The sequence below is a fragment of the Afipia sp. GW821-FHT04G03 genome, from assembly GCF_059419985.1.
Genome location: NZ_JBWKSV010000001.1, coordinates 1,040,884 through 1,058,526, shown reverse-complemented (window position 1 = coordinate 1,058,526; position 17,643 = coordinate 1,040,884). Strand labels below are relative to the sequence as shown.

Sequence of the window (17,643 nt, the reverse complement as noted above, 5' to 3'; positions counted from 1 at the left end):
TCCCAGCTTGCCTCGAGGCTGGCTAAGCCGTTACTTTGAGCTCTCGCAAACTACCGAGGCCAGCGTGTCATATGCGGAAGACAATCGCCGACTTGACGCATGGGGTCTATGATTATAGCGGGCATGCTATTCTCGCCGATCGCCAAGCTCGCCGCTATCATCCTTTTTCGTTCGATTTTGACTCGACACCCCTGAGCCTCGCGGAGCCCGAGGAGCATTGGGACGAACAGGTTAAGCAGCTTCATCTTGAGAACCGTGCGCGGCAGATCAAACGGCTCGAGCTGCAATATGGCACGCTCCATATTGAGGACGTCGTCAAGAATGCGGCCGACCTCGGGCCAAAGTCGATGTCTCTGCTCGCTTATCACAATATGCTGCACGAGCAGGCGCGCCGGTCATTTATTGCGGCCACGTACTATCCGGCGCTGGTTGCGGCATGTGCGTTAGGTGAGCGCATCTTGAACCATCTCGTGCTTGACCTGCGCGATAGCTTCAAGTCGTCCGAACACTACAAGAAGGTCTATCGCAAGGAATCCTTCGACAAATGGCCGTTTGCGGTCTCAGTCCTCGCGGACTGGATGGTCTTGGCGGACGGCGTTGGGCCAGAGTTCCTTGCTCTCGGCGACCTTCGGAATCGCTCGATTCATTTCAATCCGGAAACCTATCAGTCGTTGCGCGAGGACGCTCTGGCAGCCTTGCATCGGTTGAACGCAATTATCGCAAAGCAGTTCGGATATTTCGGCGGCCAACCCTGGTTCATCGAAAACACACCTGGCGCCCAGTTCGTGAAACGGCCTTACGAGAACAATCCGTTTGTCCGTTCCTATATCATCCCGCGGAGCGGATTTGTGGGCCCTCTGTACGGTATGGAACGGTCGCAGGAAGGTTCCTGGAATCATCTCGACTACACCGATTATGGCGATGACGAGCTCAGCGACGAAGAGTTCGCGAGCCGATTTCGGGAGCGCGACCACACGAAAGTGGTCACCCGCGAGATGATCGAAAGGCAGAGCCAGGGGGTGGGCTAGAGCACCCGGGAGAGCTGGCGAGAGTGGCTATCCTGCTAACCGCTGCGTGCCATCTCAGGCTTGCGATCAGGTTTCCCCACGCGAATGGGGCGCCGTCAAACGATCCTACCATCCAGAATGAGCCAATCGATCGGATGAGGAAACGGGAGAGCAAGATAAAAGCACTGGCGCCCACCCGCGCCTAAGTCGTTGTCTGCACATCCAAGATTTGTCGCCGTCGCCGCGGACGTTGTCGCCAGCTCGGGGGCAACCGCCTTGCAACATTGAGAAAGAATGTCGCCGTCTTGACGCAAGCGAACCGCGTACCACATGCGCTCGCCAGGACGGAGAGCGACGATGGCCGACACCGACGATGAATTCCACGTCAGGCTCGGGCGGATCGGCAACCGCCGCGGCCGCAAGGCCGTCGGCTACGTCAATCGCGTGCGCAAGATCGCCGCAAAAGCCGGCGCGGGACGACCGCGGCAAAGTTCGGCCTTCATCGGTTCGCGGATCGGCCGCGGGCATGCCCAAGGAACGGTCTCCGCGAGCCGACGTTCGGCGGGTGCGCGCCGGGTGGTCATCAAGGCGCGCATTGTCCGGATCAAGGCAGGCGATTATGGCGCCGTCAGAGCGCATCTGCGCTATGTGCAGCGCGACGGCGTGACCCGTGAAGGCGATCCCGGCGAGTTGTATGACGCGAGCCACAACAGCGCGGACGGCAAGGCATTCGCGGAGCGGGGTGGAGAAGACCGCCACCAGTTCCGGTTCATCGTCGCCCCGGAAGACAGCAGCGAGCTTGCCGATCTCAAGCCGTTCGTGCGTGACCTGATGCGGCAGATGGAGGCCGACCTCGGCACCCGGCTTGATTGGGTGGCAGCCGACCACTTCAACACCGGTCACCCCCACAGCCACATTGTGGTGCGTGGCAAGGACGACCACGGCAAGGATCTCGTGATCGCGCGCGATTACATCGCCCACGGCATCCGAACGCGCGCCAGCGAGCTCATCACCCGCGAGTTGGGACCGGAGAGCGAGCTGGAGTCATTGCGCAAGCTTGAAAACGAAGTCGGCGCCGAGCGGTTCACCCGGCTGGACCGGGCCATCCTGCGGGACATGAACGAGGGAGCCTTGAGGCTTGCCGTCAAACCCGAGCGCGATCCGCGGCGGCACGCCATGCGTATGGGACGGCTGCGAACGCTGGAGCGGATGGGCCTGGCGGAGGAGACCGCGCCCGGCGTGTGGCGGGTCATGCCGGAGATGGAGCCGGCGCTGCGGCGGATGGGCGAGCGCGGCGACATCATCAAGACGATGCATCGTGATCTGACGGCCGCGGGAATCCACCGTGCGGCCGGTGACCATGTGATCTTCGACGGGCAGGCCGGGCCTGCGCGGGTGATCGGGCGGCTGGTTGCGGAGGGGGTCTCGGACGAGTTGCAGGATCGCCGGTATGTGATTGTGGACGGGATCGATGGGCGAACGCACTACGCCGATCTCGGTGTCCGGCAGGTGACCGCCGAACCCCTGATCCGAAATACCATCGTCGAGGTTCGCGCGCGCGACGTCAGCCCGCGCGACGTCGACCGCACCATCGCGGACGTCGCTGGCGGCAACCACGGTGTCTACAGCGCCGAACGGCATCGAGAGTTCGATCCGAAGGCCTCCGGGGAGTATATTGCGGGTCATGTCCGCCGGCTGGAAGTCATGCGGCGGCAAGGCCTGGTCGAGCGCTCAAGTAACGGTGACTGGTCCGTTGGTGGGGATCATCTTGAACGCGCAGGTCAGTTCGAGGCCGCGCAGCGATCGCGCAACCCGGCGCGGGTCACAGTGCTATCCTGGCAGAGCCTCGACGAATTGCCCGTCGCGGCCGGCGCGACCTGGCTCGACAAGCAACTCATTGCGAAATCGCCCGAGTTGATCGCATCGACTGGACTCGGATCGGAAGTCGAGGGCGCGCTGCGCTTGCGGCGCCAGTGGCTGCTGGAGCAAGGACTGGCGCGCGAGCAGGGCGGACGGATCGCTTATGCGCGCAATCTGCTCCAATCGCTGGAGCGACGGGAGCTAGCCGAGGTCAGCGCGCGCATAACGCGCGAGACCGGCCTTGATTACGCCGAGACCAAACCGGGCGACCGGATCACGGGCACCTATCGCCGCATGCTGACGCTTAACAGCGGCCGTTTTGCGCTGATCGAGCGTGCGCGCGATTTCAGCCTCGTGCCGTGGCGGCCAGTGCTGGAGCAGGCCAGGGGGCAGGCGGTCACCGGTGTCGTCGGCGGCGGGGGGATTTCCTGGTCGGTCGGACAAAAGCGTGGCCTAGGCTTATAGTCCAGATTAGCGTCAAGTTTACCATATAAGGTTCTGATATCTCTGTGAGTTATACTATTTTCGCAATATTAGTATAGTCGCCTTGCGCAGGAGTTCCATTGATTATACTATTTCTGCGAAAATAGTATAACGGATGATCTGCCATGGCCCCTACCCAGCGCCTCGATATCACCTACCAGACGCTCTATTCCGAGCTGGTCCAGCGCAGCCTCGACGAGAGCTTCACCTCCGAGTTCTCCTCGAACGGCAGATTCGTGGCTGTGGAGGTCAAGAACAAGAAATACTGGTACTTCGACACGCCCAAGCCCGAGGGCGGCGCCCAGGATCGACGCTACGTTGGTCCCGTTGACGATCTCGAAATCACCAAAAGGGTCGAGGCGTTCAAGGATCTGAAGGCCGACCTGAAAGGACGCCGCCGTCTCGTTTCCACACTGACGCGCGAGGCCTATCTGCCGCGCCCGCTGCCGATCACCGGTCAGGTGGTCGAAGGACTGGCGAAGGCCGGCTTCTTCCGCATGCGGGGAGTGCTCGTCGGGACCGTTGCCTACCAATGTTACTCCGCCGTGCTGGGTACACGGCTCGATGCCGTCGCCATGCAGACCGGTGATGCCGATTTTGCACAATTCCACGAAATCTCGGTGGCCATCAAGGATTCCATGCCACCCATCCTGGAGGTGCTTCGACAGGTCGACCGGACCTTTCGCGAGATTCCGAGCCAAGCCGACGGCAGGGTCTCCACCCAGTTCGTCTCCAGAGACAACTTCAAGGTGGAATTCCTGACGCCCAATCAGTGGTCCGACGACCAGACAGGTAAGCCAGTCCCGATGCCATCGTTGGGCGGGGCGGCGGCATTCCCGCTACGCTTCCTCGACTACCTGATATACGAGCCCATCCGCGCGGTGTTGCTGCACGGCGCAGGCGTGCCAGTCCTCATCCCATCACCGGAGCGATACGCCATCCACAAACTCATTGTCGGATCCCGCCGGAAGGAGGATCGCGACGCAACCGCAAAGAGTTCGAAGGACCGGCTTCAGGCCCGATCAATCATCGAAGCGATGATCGCGAACAGGCAGCATGCTGATCTTGCTTCCGCCTTTACGGAGGCCTGGGACCGCGGCGATCAATGGAGAGCAGCGATCCGCACAAGCATCGCGACCTATGACGACGACTTCCAGAACTCGCTCCGAACCGAACTTACCAAGGGTGTAACCGAACTTGGCTCCAACCCCGCCGATTACGATCTTGCAGATAAACCCACCGACGAGGAAGCCTCTACTCCCCGCCCAAAATGACGACGGTATGGGCCCCCGTGTACCGGTCCGAGGCAGGCATCGGCATGCCGATCACGTGGCTGGCACTGATCGGGGTCGCCGGTCATATTCACGATCATCGGCGGGATTGACATGTCGTTATCGCGGCCGGCGGTTCGTTGGCGTCGCGAGAACGACGATGCAGACCGGCGTGTTAGCTTCCGGCCCGGGTATAACGAATCATAGGGGAGGGCCCCCCAGCGGATGGCAGCGCTCAAACCATCGAATCGGTCATACCGGCTCGCGGCCTAATCGATCAGGGAGCCGGACGTCGCGACGCACGCCCCAATCGTCTGGAAGCGTGGTCCAAAATGATCATCCCATTCACATTCAATTGAGGTGTTTCCTCAAACTGCGCCAATTTTGATCTGGGCCTGCTCTCTTATCCGTGTGTTTGATGCGCCTGGATTTCGTTGCTGCGCGCGATTTTAATTTCGGTTGAATGCGCATCGTTCTCGTCCTTTTCATCACGCCGCTGACGTTGCGTGGTGAATGGGGTGAGGCATGTTTCCGGCAAGAATCTATGTTGGCCAAATCGCCGTCGTATTCGGCATCGTCGGCGTCTCGACCTGGGGCGCCACGCAATGGGCGGCCGGAGCACTTGGCCATCAGGCTGGACTCGGCGTGGCCTGGTTCACGCTTTATGGCTACCCGGTCTACCTGCCGTGGCGGCTGTTTGAGTGGTGGTACGCCTATGATGCCTACGCTCCGGAAATCTTTGAACGGGCTGGCGCGATCGCGGCCGGCGGCGGCGTGTCAGGCGCGCTATTTGCAGTTCTGAACTCGGTCTGGCGCGCGCGGCAGAACCAATTGGTGACGACCTACGGCTCCGCGCGGTGGGCTACACGCAAGGAAATCGCCGACGCGGGATTGTTTGGCGACAAAGGCGTCTTTCTCGGGCGCGTCGAAAATAACTATCTGCGCCATGATGGCCCCGAACACGTCATGTGCTTTGCGCCGACCCGATCGGGCAAAGGGGTTGGCCTCGTGCTGCCAACCCTGTTGTCGTGGACCTCGTCGGCGGTGGTCCACGACATCAAGGGAGAAAACTGGCAACTCACCGCCGGCTGGCGTTCGCGCTTCTCGCACTGTCTTCTGTTCGATCCGACCGACACCAAAAGCGCGCGCTACAATCCGCTTCTTGAGGTGCGCAAGGGCTCAGCCGAGGTCCGTGACGTTCAGAATATCGCTGACATCCTGGTCGACCCGGAAGGGGCGCTGGAACGCCGCACCCATTGGGAAAAGACCAGTCATTCCCTTCTCGTAGGCGTGATCCTTCATGTTCTCTATGCGGAAGAAAAGAAGACGCTGACCCGCGTCACAGAAATCCTCGCCGATCCCGCCCAATCCTTTGAAAAGACGCTGCGGATCATGATGGCGACAAACCATCTAGGCACACAGCATGCGCCGAAGGTCCATCCCGTTGTGGCGGCAACCGCGCGGGAACTGCTCAACAAATCGGAAAATGAGCGCTCTGGCGTACTTTCGACCGCCGTCAGTTTCCTCGGGCTCTACCGGGATCCGACTATCGGCCGCAATACCGAGGCGTGCGACTGGCGCATCGCCGACCTGGTTGATGCCGGCAAACCGGTAACGCTCTATCTAGTGGTACCACCGTCCGATATCAGCCGGACCAAGCCGCTTATTCGATTGATCCTCAATCAGATCGGCCGACGTCTGACCGAGACCCTGAGCGCGCATAGAGGGACACGTCGCCAACGTCCGCTTCTAATGATGCTTGATGAATTTCCGGCCCTTGGGCGGCTGGATTTCTTTGAGAGCGCCCTGGCATTCATGGCCGGCTATGGCATCCGGGCCTACTTGATCGCCCAATCGCTCAACCAGATCGCCAAAGCCTATGGCGAGAACAACGCCATCCTCGACAATTGCCATGTACGTATTGCGTTCGCCGCCAACGACGAGCGTACCGCGAAGCGGATATCCGATGCGCTCGGTACCGCCACCGAATTGCGGGCGCAGCGGAACTACGCCGGTCACAGGCTCGCGCCATGGCTCGGCCACGTCATGGTCAGCCGCCAGGAAACCGCGCGTCCGCTCCTGACACCCGGCGAGGTGATGCAGATGTCGCAGGACGATGCCATCGTCCTGGTGTCTGGGCTTTCGCCGGTCCGGGCCAAGAAGTTGCGGCATTACCAGGATGCGAATTTTACGAGCCGGCTGCTCGCGCCCCCGTCGCTGGTGGGCGTTGAATATTCCGACAGGCCGCAACCGCGCAGCGATGATTGGCAAGGGCAGGTCAGGCCGATTGATCAGCGGCTATCGACGCTTCCATTCCGCGACCTGATGCAAAGCGCCGATGAGGATGGCGGGTTGAAACAGCAGCTCGCCATGTTCGACGAAGCCACGCCCGATCGGGGCGAGGCGCTCTCGGGCGAGGAGCGGCTGTTCGAGGACGAACCCGATCCCGCGGCCGACCGCAGCCAGATGCAGCGTGCGGCAGGTGCTGCTGACGGCACCATCCAGCGCGCGCACGCCGTCACCCGTGATGATGACGACCTTCTTCCGGCCTTTTGATGGACCCAATCATGAAACCGAAGCTTTCAGTCTATTTGTCCGATCATGTCGCCGACCGGCTTGCGCTTGCGGCAAAGCGGCCCGGGACCAACCGTTCGGCGATTGTCGACGCAGCCCTGGACCGTTTCCTCAATCCCGAGCGCGATACCAGCAGCGATGGCGCGCTGGTCAGGCGTCTCGATCGGATCAGCCGCCAGCTCGATCGACTCGATCGCGATGCAGCGATCATGGCCGAAACCGTGGCGCTGTTCGTTCGCTACTATCTCACCATCACGCCGCCACTGCCATCGGGCGATCAGGCTGCCGCGCGCGCGCTCGGCCGGGAACGCTTCGAAATCTTTGTCGCTCAGGTCGGCAAGCGCGTCGCATCCGGCGGAAGGCTGGTCGCCGATGTCATGGACCGCGTGAGCGCGTCCAATCCGGATTTGTTCATGCGGCATCTCGAGGAGGGTGCACCACTTGGTCCATCGACACCCGAGAACAGGACCCCGTCGGTTGATACCGAGGGTCAGCTGCCGGGGCATCCCCCGGCGGGACGAGAGGAGGTCGGCAATGTCTGATCTCCTCTCGTCCGAGACCCGCGAACGGCGGCGCGGCATGCTGCGTACCGCCATGGGACCGGCAATTGCGCTGGCGCTTGAGGAACCCGACGTCGTTGAGGTGCTGGTCAACCCAGACGGCCGTCTATGGCTCGACCGCCATGGCACGGGCCGCAGCGAAACCGGTGTGATGCTAACGCCGCACGAGGTGGAACGGATCATTCGTCTGGTCGCAAGCCACGTGCGCGCGGAAGCGAGCGGGTCCTGTCCGATCGTCTCGGCTGAACTTCCCGAAACAGGCGAACGGTTTGAGGGTTTGCTGCCGCCAGTGTCACTGGCGCCATGCTTTGCGATCCGCAAACCCGCAACGACCACCTTCCGACTTCAGGATTATGTCAAAGCCCAGATCGCAACACCGGCTGTTGCCAGGTTTCTCGCCGAGGCAGTGGCGAACGGCCGCAATATTCTTGTCGCGGGCGGCACAGGCTCGGGCAAGACCACGCTCGCAAACGCTCTATTGGCGGAGGTGGCGGGCCTCAACGAGCGCGTCGTTATCATCGAGGACACCCGAGAACTTCGCTGCGACGCCAAGGACGCCGTCACCCTGCGAACAAAACCGAACGTGGCAACACTTGCGGACCTCGTTCGATCGACGCTTCGTCTACGGCCCGATCGGATCATCGTCGGCGAGGTGAGGGGCGGTGAAGCCCTCGACATGCTGAAAGCCTGGAACACCGGCCACCCCGGCGGCATCGCGACGGTGCATGCGAATTCGGCACGATCGGCACTCTACCGCATCGAACAGCTGATCCAGGAGGTGGTCGCGACCGTTCCGCGCCGTCTCATCGCCCAAGCCATCAATCTCGTCGTGTTCATCAAAGGCCGAGGCCAGGCACGGCGCATCGAATCCGTCGTCGAGGTCGAAGGCCTCGACGCCTCCGGTGAGTACGTCCTTAAGGCCCCGCCCGGCCTCCCACTCCTTCCCCACAACATCTGATCCTGGAGAAAATCATGACTCGAGTTCGTCTGCTGTTGCGTAATGGCGCTTGTCTGCCTCGGTTCCGGAATGCCGCCGGGCCCCTGCTCGCCGGTATCTCGTCGGGCGCAATGATCACATTCCTTATGGTCTCCTCGGCGTCGGCCGCCGGTTCCGGCATGCCATGGGAAGCGCCCCTGCAGCGAATTCTGGAATCGGTGCAGGGCCCGGTCGCAAAGATCGTTGCCGTCATCATCATAACCGTGACCGGCATCTCGCTGGCATTCGGCGATACCTCCGGTGGCTTTCGAAAGATGGTCCAGGTCGTTTTCGGCCTTTCGATCGCATTCGCCGCCAGTTCGTTCTTTCTGTCGTTCTTCTCGTTTGGCGGCGGAGCGCTGATCTGATGCAGCCCTCCGGTTTCGAACTCGTGCTTCACCGCTCCTTGACGGAGCCGATTTTGATCGGCGGCGCGCCGCGCGCCGCCACGATCCTGATAGGGACGCTGTCCGCCGTGCTGGCGCTGGGCCTGCGGCTTTGGCTCGTGGGTCTGGCGCTGTGGATTGTCGGACACGGCGCAGCGGTCTGGCTGGCCAAACGCGACCCGGCGTTTGTCGAGGTCGCCGTGCGCCACACCAAACACAAGGGGTGGTTGGCATGCTGAATCTGCGTGAATTCCGTTCTGGCGCCTCAAGACTTGCAGACTGGTTGCCCTGGGCCTGCCTGGTGGGTCCGGGCATCGTCCTGAACAAAGACGGCAGTTTTCAGCGCACGATCCGGTACCGCGGCCCGGATCTGGACAGCGCCACGGAAGCCGAGTTGATGAGCGTGACCTCGCGCGTCAACAACGTGTTGAAGCGGTTCGGGGCCGGCTGGGCATTGTTTTTCGATGCAACGCGTGTGCCCGCGTCAAGCTATCCGCGATCGCAGTTTCCCGATGCCGTGTCCTGGCTGGTGGACGAGGAGCGACGCGCCTCCTTTGAAGGTACGACGGAGGCGCTGGCCTGGGACGATCCCTCACGCCCGCGCGGCGAACATTTCGAGAGTGTTTCGTATCTCACCTTGATGTATCTGCCGCCGGCCGAGCGCGTGTCGCGGTTTGAGGGAATGTTCTTCGAGAATTCCGGCGATGCCGTAAGTGGTCCACGCCGCCGATCCAGAACCTTCGGATGGAGGCGTGCCGACCGCTCGAAACCCGGGCAAGAGGGAGGAAATTACACCGGGGATGACGGCAGCGAACCCCGGCGAGACGCCGAAATTCGAGTGACCCGAGGCGGTTACCGCGAACATCTCGACCGGTTTGTTCAGGAAACCGATCGGGCCATTGATCTGCTCTCCTCGGTGCTTCCGGAAATCGCCAGCCTCGACGATACGGGCACGCTGACCTATCTGCACAGCTGCATTTCGACCAAGCGGCATCAGGTTGGCGTGCCGGAAATCCCCGCCTATCTTGACGCCTATCTGTGCGACGAGCCGTTGACCGCGGGCTTGTCGCCCGCGCTCGGCCGCAGCCATTTGCGAACGTTGACCGTCCTCGGATTTCCGTCGGTCACCTTTCCTGGTGTGCTCGACGACCTCAACCGGCTCGGTGTCGCGTACCGGTGGGCGACACGGTTCCTGCCGCTCGACCGTAGCCAGGCCAACGCTGTTCTCTCGCGTTACCGCCGGCTGTGGTTTGCCAAGCGCAAATCGCTCGGCGCGATCCTGAAGGAGGTCATGTTCAACGAGCAGGCGGCGCTGCTCGACACCGACGCGGACAACAAGGCGCTGGATGCGGATGCTGCGCTACAGGAGCTGGGTGACGATCTGGTCGCATTCGGGTATGTCACGACGACGGTGACGGTCTGCGACGAGGACTCGCATGCGGCCGACGAAAAGATTCGTGCTGTGGAACGGGCCATCAATACCCGTGGCTTCACGACGATCCGCGAAAGCGTCAATGCCGTTGAGGCGTGGTTGGGAAGCCTGCCGGGGCAAGTCTATGCCAATATCCGCCAGCCAATCGTGCACACGCTCAATCTGGCCCATATGTGTCCGCTGTCGGCGGTCTGGGCGGGGCCGGCGCGTTGCGAGCAACTGGATGGGCCGCCGCTTCTGATTGCCAAGACCAAGGGCGCCACGCCATTCCGCTTGTCTCTTCATGTTGGCGACGTCGGACATACCTTGATCGTCGGTCCGACCGGTGCGGGAAAGTCGGTTCTGCTCGCAATTCTCGCGCTCCAGTTCCGCCGCTATCCGAACGCCCAGCTCATCAATTTCGACAAGGGCCGCTCGGCGCGTGCGGCCACGATCGCCCTGGGCGGTGCCTGGTATCAGCTCGGCGTGAGGGGTGGCCTTTCATTCCAGCCACTGCGCAACGTTGATGATGAGGGGGCGCGGTTATGGGCGCTCGACTGGCTCTGCGGTGTGCTCGCACACGAGCGGGTGACGATCACGCCCGAGGTCAAGGAAACCTTGTGGTCGGCGCTCAGAAGTCTCGGCTCGGCGCCCGTCAAGCAGCGCACCATGACCGGCTTCGTGGCGCTCCTGGCGCGCGATGCGCTCCGCCAGGCGCTTGCTCCTTATACGCTGGAGGGTCCATACGGCCGGTTCCTCGATGCGGATACCGATGCGCTCTCCACCGCGGATGTATTGACGTTTGAGATGGAGGAATTAATGGCGCTGCCGGGCCTGGTGGCCCCGGTCCTGACCTATCTCTTCCACGCGCTGGAAGCGCGGTTCGACGGGCGGCCGACCCTTCTGATTCTCGACGAAGCCTGGGTTTTTCTCGATGACCCGCTGTTCGCCGGCCGCATCCGGGAATGGTTAAAGACGCTGCGCAAGAAGAACGTCGCAGTGATCTTTGCGACCCAATCGTTGGCGGATATCGCCGACAGTGCCATCGCGCCGGCAATTGCCGAGTCCTGTCCAACGCGAATCTTTCTTCCAAACCTCCGGGCGCTCGAGCAGGGGCAGACAGAAACCTATCGTCGCTTTGGGCTGAACGACGCCCAGATCAGCCTCGTCGCCGAGGCGTTCCCGAAACGCGACTACTACCTTCAATCTCGGGCCGGAAATCGCCTGTTCGAGCTTGGGCTTGGACCGGTCGCGCTGGCTTTCGCAGCGGCGGCCTCGCCAGAAGATCAGCGCGTGATCGAGAGCGTCCTTGCGCGTTTTGGGCCGGAACAATTCGCCGAACGCTACCTCGCAGAACGTGACCTCGGCTGGGCCGCCAACCTGCTTCGCACCTTTGAGCACGCGCGCGTCGCGTGAACGTACCCCCTTAACCTTAGCCTGGAGCCAACCGATGCTGCGAACGCTATTCGGCAAACCCGTTTCCCGAAAATTATCAAACACGGCGATTGCGATCGCGCTCGCACTCGTGATGGCGGTCAACGGGTCCAAACGACTTGGTGCCCAGGTCGTGGTGTTCGACCCATCGAATTACAGCCAGAACCTTTTGACGGCAGCGCGAGCGCTCGATCAGATCAACAATCAGATCAGGAGTCTCGAAAATCAGGCGCAGATGCTCCTCAATGGGGCCAAAAACCTGACGAGACTGCCCACCACGATTGCCGGCGAACTGACCTCCAAGATCAACGAGATCAATGGTCTGGTCGCCCAGGCCAAAGGTATCGCCTTCGATGTCCAGAAGACCAATAGAGACTTCGAACGCTTCTATCCGCGTCAGTATACGGCCGCGATCTCGTCGGACCGGATGGTCCAGGACGCCGCGGCGCGCTGGGACAATACCTATCAGGCGCTAAAGCAGACCCTCGTGACCCAGGCAACCATCGCGTCAGCGCTCGATCAGGATGGCCAGACGCTGCGAACATTGATGGCGAGTTCGTCCGGCGCGGTCGGCTCCTTGCAGGCCCAACAGACAGGCAATGAGCTGCTTGCCCTCCAGGTCAAGCAATCGCTGCAGGCCCAGGCACTGGTTGCGACCCAGGCAAGGGCCGACGCGCTCCGCTCGGTCGAACAACAGGCCTCGGCGGAAGCCGCGCGTGAACGCTTTACGCGCTTCATCGGTGATGGTCGCGCCTATTCCGACAAAAAGTGAGGGCAATCCATGGCCGATCTCTCAGTTATCGACCGATTCACGGAAACGTTCTCCCGCTACATCGACTCCGGGTTCGGGATCCTTGGCGGCGACGTGGCGTTCCTCAGCTCGACCTTGGTCGCCATCGATCTCACGCTTGCCGGGCTTGCGTGGAGCTTGCGCGGTGATGAACAGGTCGTCGTGACGCTGGCTAAGAAGGTGCTCTATGTTGGCGCCTTCGCCTTCATCATCGGGAACTTCAAATCCCTCGCCGATATTGTCTTTACTTCCTTCTCTAGTATCGGCCTGAAGGCGGGTGGCGGTTCACTGACCGCGGCCGATCTGATGCGACCGGGCTTTGTGGCCTCCGCAGGCTTCACCGCGGCTCACCCGTTGCTGGAAGAAACCAGTCAGTTCTCGGGCTTCGATGTCCTGACCAACCTGCCAACAATTCTGATCCTTTTGTTGTGCTGGATTCTGATCGTTCTCGCCTTCTTCGTGTTGTCGGTGCAGCTCTTTGTCACCCTGATTGAGTTCAAGCTGACGACACTGGCAAGTTTCATCCTGGTGCCGTTTGCGCTGTGGGGTAAAACCTCGTTCCTGGCCGAGAAGACGCTTGGCAACGTTGTCGCCTCGGGCATCAAGGTCATGGTGCTGGCGATCATCGTCGGGATCGGATCGACGATCTTCGGTGAGCTCGCGACAACTTTGACCCGGCCGATCGACATTACGTCGGCCATGAGTCTATTGCTTGCGGCGATTTCGCTGCTTGGACTCGGGATCTTCGGCCCCGGCATTGCTGCCGGCCTGGTGTCTGGAGCGCCCCAACTTGGCGCGGGTGCGGCTGCCGGTACCGTTGCGGGTGCGGCAGCCGTTACGATCGGTGGCGCCGCCCTTGCCGCCGGCGGCTTGCGAGCCGCTGCCGGCTCAGTCAGTGCCGTTCGGTCCGCAGCTTCCCTTGCGGGTCAAGCGGGAGGGTCGTCGGGAGCGAGCGCCGCCGCTTCCCACGGAGCCTCCAATCCCACACCCGGCGGCACGGCTCCGCAGGCAAGCGGACCTGGCGCTGCTGCATCGCGCGCGTCGGCGAAGGCTCCACCTGGTACGAGCGGACGCGGTGGTCATGAGCAGCGGATCAGAGATGCCGTTCACGTCGCTGGCCATTCGCTGAAGGAAGGCGACCGGGGCGGGCACTCTTCTGGACCGAAGCTGGGGGAGGACTGAAATGGTCTCGCATCCATTCCATCGCCCCTCTGTCCGGTACGGCGAAACGCCAGAGCCGGTTACGCCTTACCAGAAGGCCGCGCAGGTCTGGGACGAGCGGCTCGGATCGGCCCGCGTCCAGGCGGCCAATTGGCGCCTCGCGGCGCTCCTGGCCACAAGCCTTTCGGCCATGCTCGGCCTCACGGTGCTGCTGATCGTCGGCCGGTCGTCCGTGGTGCCCTATGTGGTCGAGGTCGATCGCCTCGGCGAGGTGCGTGCGGTTGGGCCGGCTATTGAAGCCTACCACCCGTCCGACGCGCAGATCGCCCATTTCCTGGCGCGCTTCATCGAGAACGTCCGTTCATTGTCGGTCGATCCTGTCATCGTGCGCACGAATTGGCTGCATGCGTATGATTTCGTGACCGATCGCGGGGCGCTGGCGCTCAACGAATATGCGCGCGAGGCCGATCCTTTTACCAAGATCGGCGCCAGGACGGCGACCGCCGAGGTGACATCGGTGGTGCGCGCTTCCAACGACAGTTTCGAAATCCGGTGGAAGGAAAGCACCTATGAGAACGGTGCGGTGGCCAAGACCGAGCGCTTCACCGGCGTCGTCAGCATCATTCTAAAATCCCCTTCAAACGCCGAGACGCTGCGGAAAAATCCGCTCGGGCTCTACGTGCATTCCCTCAACTGGTCGCGCGACCTCATCGGAGACCCGAAATGAAATCGTTTGTCATCAAGTTGAGCGCATCGGTGAGCTTGGTCGCGTTGACTCTTTCGCTCGGTGCCTGTGCAACGAAATTGAACCTGGAAGCTCCATATGACGAGATGGTGTTCGAACCGGCAAAGCCAGAAGCCGATCCACCAAAACCCGTCGAGATCGTCGAGATTCCGAAAGTGCTGCCGCTGCCGGGGCAACTCAAGCCGTTGCCGGGCAGGGGCGTAAAGGAAGAGAAGGTGCCGCCGGAGCAAGCCATCGCCAAGGCCAACAAGGCGGCGCGCGTTGAACCGACGCGGGCTGGCTACATCAATGCCGTCCAGGTTTATCCGTGGACCGAGGGCGCGCTGTTTCGGCTGTACGCAAGCCCGGAGAAAGTCTCGACCATTGCTCTGCAGCCGGGGGAGGAACTAATCGATGTCTCGACCGGGGACACCGTCCGATGGGTGATCGGCGACACCATCAGCGGGCAGGGGGCTGGAAGGCGGGTTCATATCCTGATCAAGCCGACGCTGCCGGATATCCAGACCAATCTCGTGGTGCTGACGGATCGGCGCGCCTATCACCTCGAGCTTGTTTCCACCAAGCAGACCTACATGGCGTCGATTTCCTGGACCTATCCGACCGACAGCCTTGTGGCCCTGCATAAACAGAACGACGCTGCGCGCAACAATGAGGCCCGGGTCGCCGAACGTGGCGTTCGGCTGGACAATCTGAACTTCCGCTACCGCATTGAGGGCGACGATCCGCCATGGCGGCCCCTTCGCGCCTTCGACGACGGCCACAAGGTGTTCATCCAGATGCCGTCGGGTCTGTCGCAAGGGGAGGCGCCGCCGCTGTTTGTTGCCGGCACCGATGGCCGTCCGAACCTCGTGAATTACCGGGTCCGGGGCTCGTACTACATCGTCGACCGGATGTTCGGCGCGGCCGAACTGCGGCTTGGCGAGAACCCCCAGCGTACCGTCCGCATTATTCGAACCGATGCGCGGCCGGTGTCTCAACTCTCGGGCACTGGAGACGCTTCATGATGGCGGAAGCTGAAAAGGAGCCGCCCGAACGTCTGGAGCTTCGAGCTCGGCCGCGGCCAATCCGCCGCCTCAACCGACGCATGCTGATTCTGGGGTGCGCGGTGGCTGCCGTGGTCGTCGCGGGGGCGACCCTTATCGCGCTGGCTCCGCCGCGGGCATTCAAACCTGGGGAACGGTCCGAGCTATACAATACGGAGAGGAAGCAGACCGCCGACGGACTGTCGAAGCTGCCGAAATCGTACGACCAACTGCCTCCACGGCTTGGCCCTCCATCGCCCGGCGACATCGGCCGCGCGTTTGCCGAAAATGAAAAGAGAGTGGCCCAGCCCGCCGATGCGCCTTTCCGGTCGGATCCGGAAGAGGACGCTGAGCGCGCGGAACGGATTCGCCAGGCGCGAATCACCCAGCAGGCCAAGGAATCCGGGCTGCTCGTCCGGCTCTCCGAGAAGCAGGATCGTCGCCGCCGGCCGGACGCACCGTCGCAGACGGCTGCGCAGTCGTCGGCGTTTCGGCCGGCAACCGACGCGCCAGCCGCGACCGACCACTCGACTGGGTCTCCCCAAGGGCTAAGGGATCGGTCCAGCGAGATTATACCGTCGTCGCAGGCTCGCAAGCTGGCGTTCGTCAACGCCAAACCTGACAAGGAGCCCACCAATCCGCATGCCCTGGCGGGGGCACCATCGCCTTACGCGGTCATGGCGGGAACGATCATTCCGGCCAGTCTCATCACCGGTTTGAATTCTGACTTGCCGGGCACGACGATCGCGCAAGTGACCGAGAACGTCTACGATACCGTCACTGGTGAGTTTCTCCTGATCCCGCAGGGCACGCGGCTGGTGGGAAAATACGATAGCGTCGTCGCTTACGGGCAGAAGAGGGCGCTCCTGGTCTGGACCCGCATCATCATGCCCAACGGCAACTCGATCGTGATCGACAATCTGCCGGCCACGGACGTGGCGGGCTACGCCGGGCTAGAGGATGAGGTTGATATCCACACCTGGCAACTCCTCAAGGGCATCGGCATGGCGACGCTGCTAGGCGTTGGGACGCAGCTATCGATTGGAAACAATGAAAGCGATCTCGTGAAAGCGTTGCGCGAGAGTGTCCAGCAGACAACCAATCGTGCAGGCCAGCGTATTGTCGAGCGGGAGTTGGACGTACAGCCGACGATTACGGTCAGGCCAGGATGGCCGCTCCGGGTGATCGTATCCAAGGATTTGGTGATGAAACCGTATGAGATAGAAACGGCCGGCAAGGGAAGGTGAAATGGATGAAACTACCGAAACTACCCGACCGGACACCGGTAAAACTCACAACCACGATTCCGCCTGCACTTGCGGCGCGGCTTCGCGCCTACGCGGATTTCTATGCGGAGACTTACGGCGTACGCGAAGAGGTTGCGGACCTTGTGCCCTTCATGCTGGAAGCGTTTTTAGACGGTGATACGGATTTCCGAAGGGCTAAGAGGACAGCAATCGCCGCGGAAATCGCCTCATCCTAGCATCCGGGTGCTAGCTGGCGGCGGGGTTCAGGGTGGCGATCGCGCGCTCTACAGCACGGATGGACTTATGAAGCGTTGCGAGAAATATTCTCAATTCGCTTTCTGTCGTTTCTTCCAAGTGGATGGTCTCGCGATCCAGGAGCATGTCGACGAGGTCATCAAGTAAGACAGTCTTAATTGAAGATGAGGAACCATATGCGGTATTGCTCGCCGTGGACGTAACCTCCCCAGACCCAGACAGGGTTATCTCAATCGAGACGTTTGTGAGAATGCTACGTTCAATCAGTTCCGTAGGGAGCTCGACTGAAGCCACCACTATCCCGCTTGAGTCATCTCGATATCCCACTATTGAAGTGGATTCCCCACATTTGGCAAAGGGAGTCAGTCGCGGCTTGTCATCTTGCGACACGATGAATGTCTTCTGGTTTTCTTTCGCCTTGATCATGGAATCTCTCTGATAGGGACTATAATCCCTAGAGA

General features: G+C 61.6%; 16 protein-coding genes. 15 read left to right on the top strand and 1 reads right to left on the bottom strand.

Annotated features, from left to right (window positions below):
• Positions 1–71 precede the first annotated feature (71 nt).
• The 15 genes from AC07UB_RS05150 (at position 72) to AC07UB_RS05080 (ending at position 17,163) form a co-directional block, all read left to right on the top strand.
• The gene (locus tag AC07UB_RS05150) at positions 72–1,028 is read left to right on the top strand and encodes a hypothetical protein (RefSeq protein WP_494651901.1); all 957 of its coding nucleotides are present in this window, start codon (positions 72–74) and stop codon (positions 1,026–1,028) included.
• A 336-nt stretch (positions 1,029–1,364) separates the two neighbouring features.
• On the top strand, positions 1,365–3,332 hold the full coding sequence (rlxS, locus tag AC07UB_RS05145) for a relaxase/mobilization nuclease RlxS (RefSeq protein ID WP_494651902.1): 1,968 nt from the start codon (positions 1,365–1,367) through the stop codon (positions 3,330–3,332).
• A 143-nt stretch (positions 3,333–3,475) separates the two neighbouring features.
• The gene (locus AC07UB_RS05140; RefSeq protein WP_494651904.1) at positions 3,476–4,624 is read left to right on the top strand and encodes a nucleotidyltransferase family protein; all 1,149 of its coding nucleotides are present in this window, start codon (positions 3,476–3,478) and stop codon (positions 4,622–4,624) included.
• A gap of 522 nt (positions 4,625–5,146) precedes the next feature.
• Entirely contained in the window at positions 5,147–7,177 is a 2,031-nt protein-coding gene (locus tag AC07UB_RS05135; protein WP_494651906.1) for a conjugal transfer protein TraG, read from the top strand.
• 11 nt (positions 7,178–7,188) lie between these two features.
• A complete protein-coding gene (locus AC07UB_RS05130; protein WP_494651908.1) occupies positions 7,189–7,737 on the top strand; it encodes a CopG family transcriptional regulator in 549 nt (182 codons plus the stop codon).
• Positions 7,730–8,713 carry a P-type conjugative transfer ATPase TrbB gene (gene trbB / locus AC07UB_RS05125; protein WP_494651909.1) on the top strand — a complete coding sequence of 328 codons (984 nt, stop codon included), beginning with the start codon at positions 7,730–7,732 and terminating at the stop codon, positions 8,711–8,713. The genes AC07UB_RS05130 and trbB overlap by 8 nt, the downstream gene beginning before the upstream one ends.
• A 110-nt stretch (positions 8,714–8,823) precedes the next feature.
• Positions 8,824–9,099, top strand: coding sequence for a TrbC/VirB2 family type IV secretion system protein (locus tag AC07UB_RS05120; RefSeq protein WP_494652676.1), 276 nt, complete (start codon positions 8,824–8,826; stop codon positions 9,097–9,099).
• The gene (locus tag AC07UB_RS05115) at positions 9,099–9,356 is read left to right on the top strand and encodes a VirB3 family type IV secretion system protein (protein WP_494651910.1); all 258 of its coding nucleotides are present in this window, start codon (positions 9,099–9,101) and stop codon (positions 9,354–9,356) included. The genes AC07UB_RS05120 and AC07UB_RS05115 overlap by 1 nt, the downstream gene beginning before the upstream one ends.
• The gene (trbE, locus tag AC07UB_RS05110) at positions 9,350–11,944 is read left to right on the top strand and encodes a conjugal transfer protein TrbE (protein WP_494651911.1); all 2,595 of its coding nucleotides are present in this window, start codon (positions 9,350–9,352) and stop codon (positions 11,942–11,944) included. Before AC07UB_RS05115 ends, trbE begins: the two co-directional genes overlap by 7 nt.
• Positions 11,922–12,734, top strand: coding sequence for a P-type conjugative transfer protein TrbJ (trbJ, locus tag AC07UB_RS05105; protein WP_494651913.1), 813 nt, complete (start codon positions 11,922–11,924; stop codon positions 12,732–12,734). Before trbE ends, trbJ begins: the two co-directional genes overlap by 23 nt.
• A 9-nt stretch (positions 12,735–12,743) precedes the next feature.
• The gene (trbL, locus tag AC07UB_RS05100; protein WP_494651914.1) at positions 12,744–13,934 is read left to right on the top strand and encodes a P-type conjugative transfer protein TrbL; all 1,191 of its coding nucleotides are present in this window, start codon (positions 12,744–12,746) and stop codon (positions 13,932–13,934) included.
• A gap of 1 nt (position 13,935) precedes the next feature.
• Positions 13,936–14,640 (top strand): conjugal transfer protein TrbF, encoded by a 705-nt coding sequence (trbF, locus tag AC07UB_RS05095; protein ID WP_494651915.1) that lies wholly within the window; start codon positions 13,936–13,938, stop codon positions 14,638–14,640.
• Positions 14,637–15,662 (top strand): P-type conjugative transfer protein TrbG, encoded by a 1,026-nt coding sequence (trbG, locus tag AC07UB_RS05090; protein WP_494651916.1) that lies wholly within the window; start codon positions 14,637–14,639, stop codon positions 15,660–15,662. The genes trbF and trbG overlap by 4 nt, the downstream gene beginning before the upstream one ends.
• Entirely contained in the window at positions 15,659–16,927 is a 1,269-nt protein-coding gene (locus AC07UB_RS05085) for a TraB/TrbI/VirB10 family type IV secretion system protein (RefSeq protein WP_494651917.1), read from the top strand. The genes trbG and AC07UB_RS05085 overlap by 4 nt, the downstream gene beginning before the upstream one ends.
• A gap of 5 nt (positions 16,928–16,932) precedes the next feature.
• Positions 16,933–17,163, top strand: a complete 231-nt coding sequence (locus AC07UB_RS05080) for a DUF2274 domain-containing protein (protein WP_494651919.1) — start codon at positions 16,933–16,935, stop codon at positions 17,161–17,163.
• Between the two features lie 10 nt (positions 17,164–17,173).
• Here AC07UB_RS05080 and AC07UB_RS05075 read toward each other — a convergent pair whose 3' ends face one another.
• Complete coding sequence (locus tag AC07UB_RS05075) at positions 17,174–17,608, bottom strand: hypothetical protein (RefSeq protein WP_494651920.1); 435 nt, start codon at positions 17,606–17,608, stop codon at positions 17,174–17,176.
• Between the last annotated feature and the right edge of the window lie 35 nt (positions 17,609–17,643).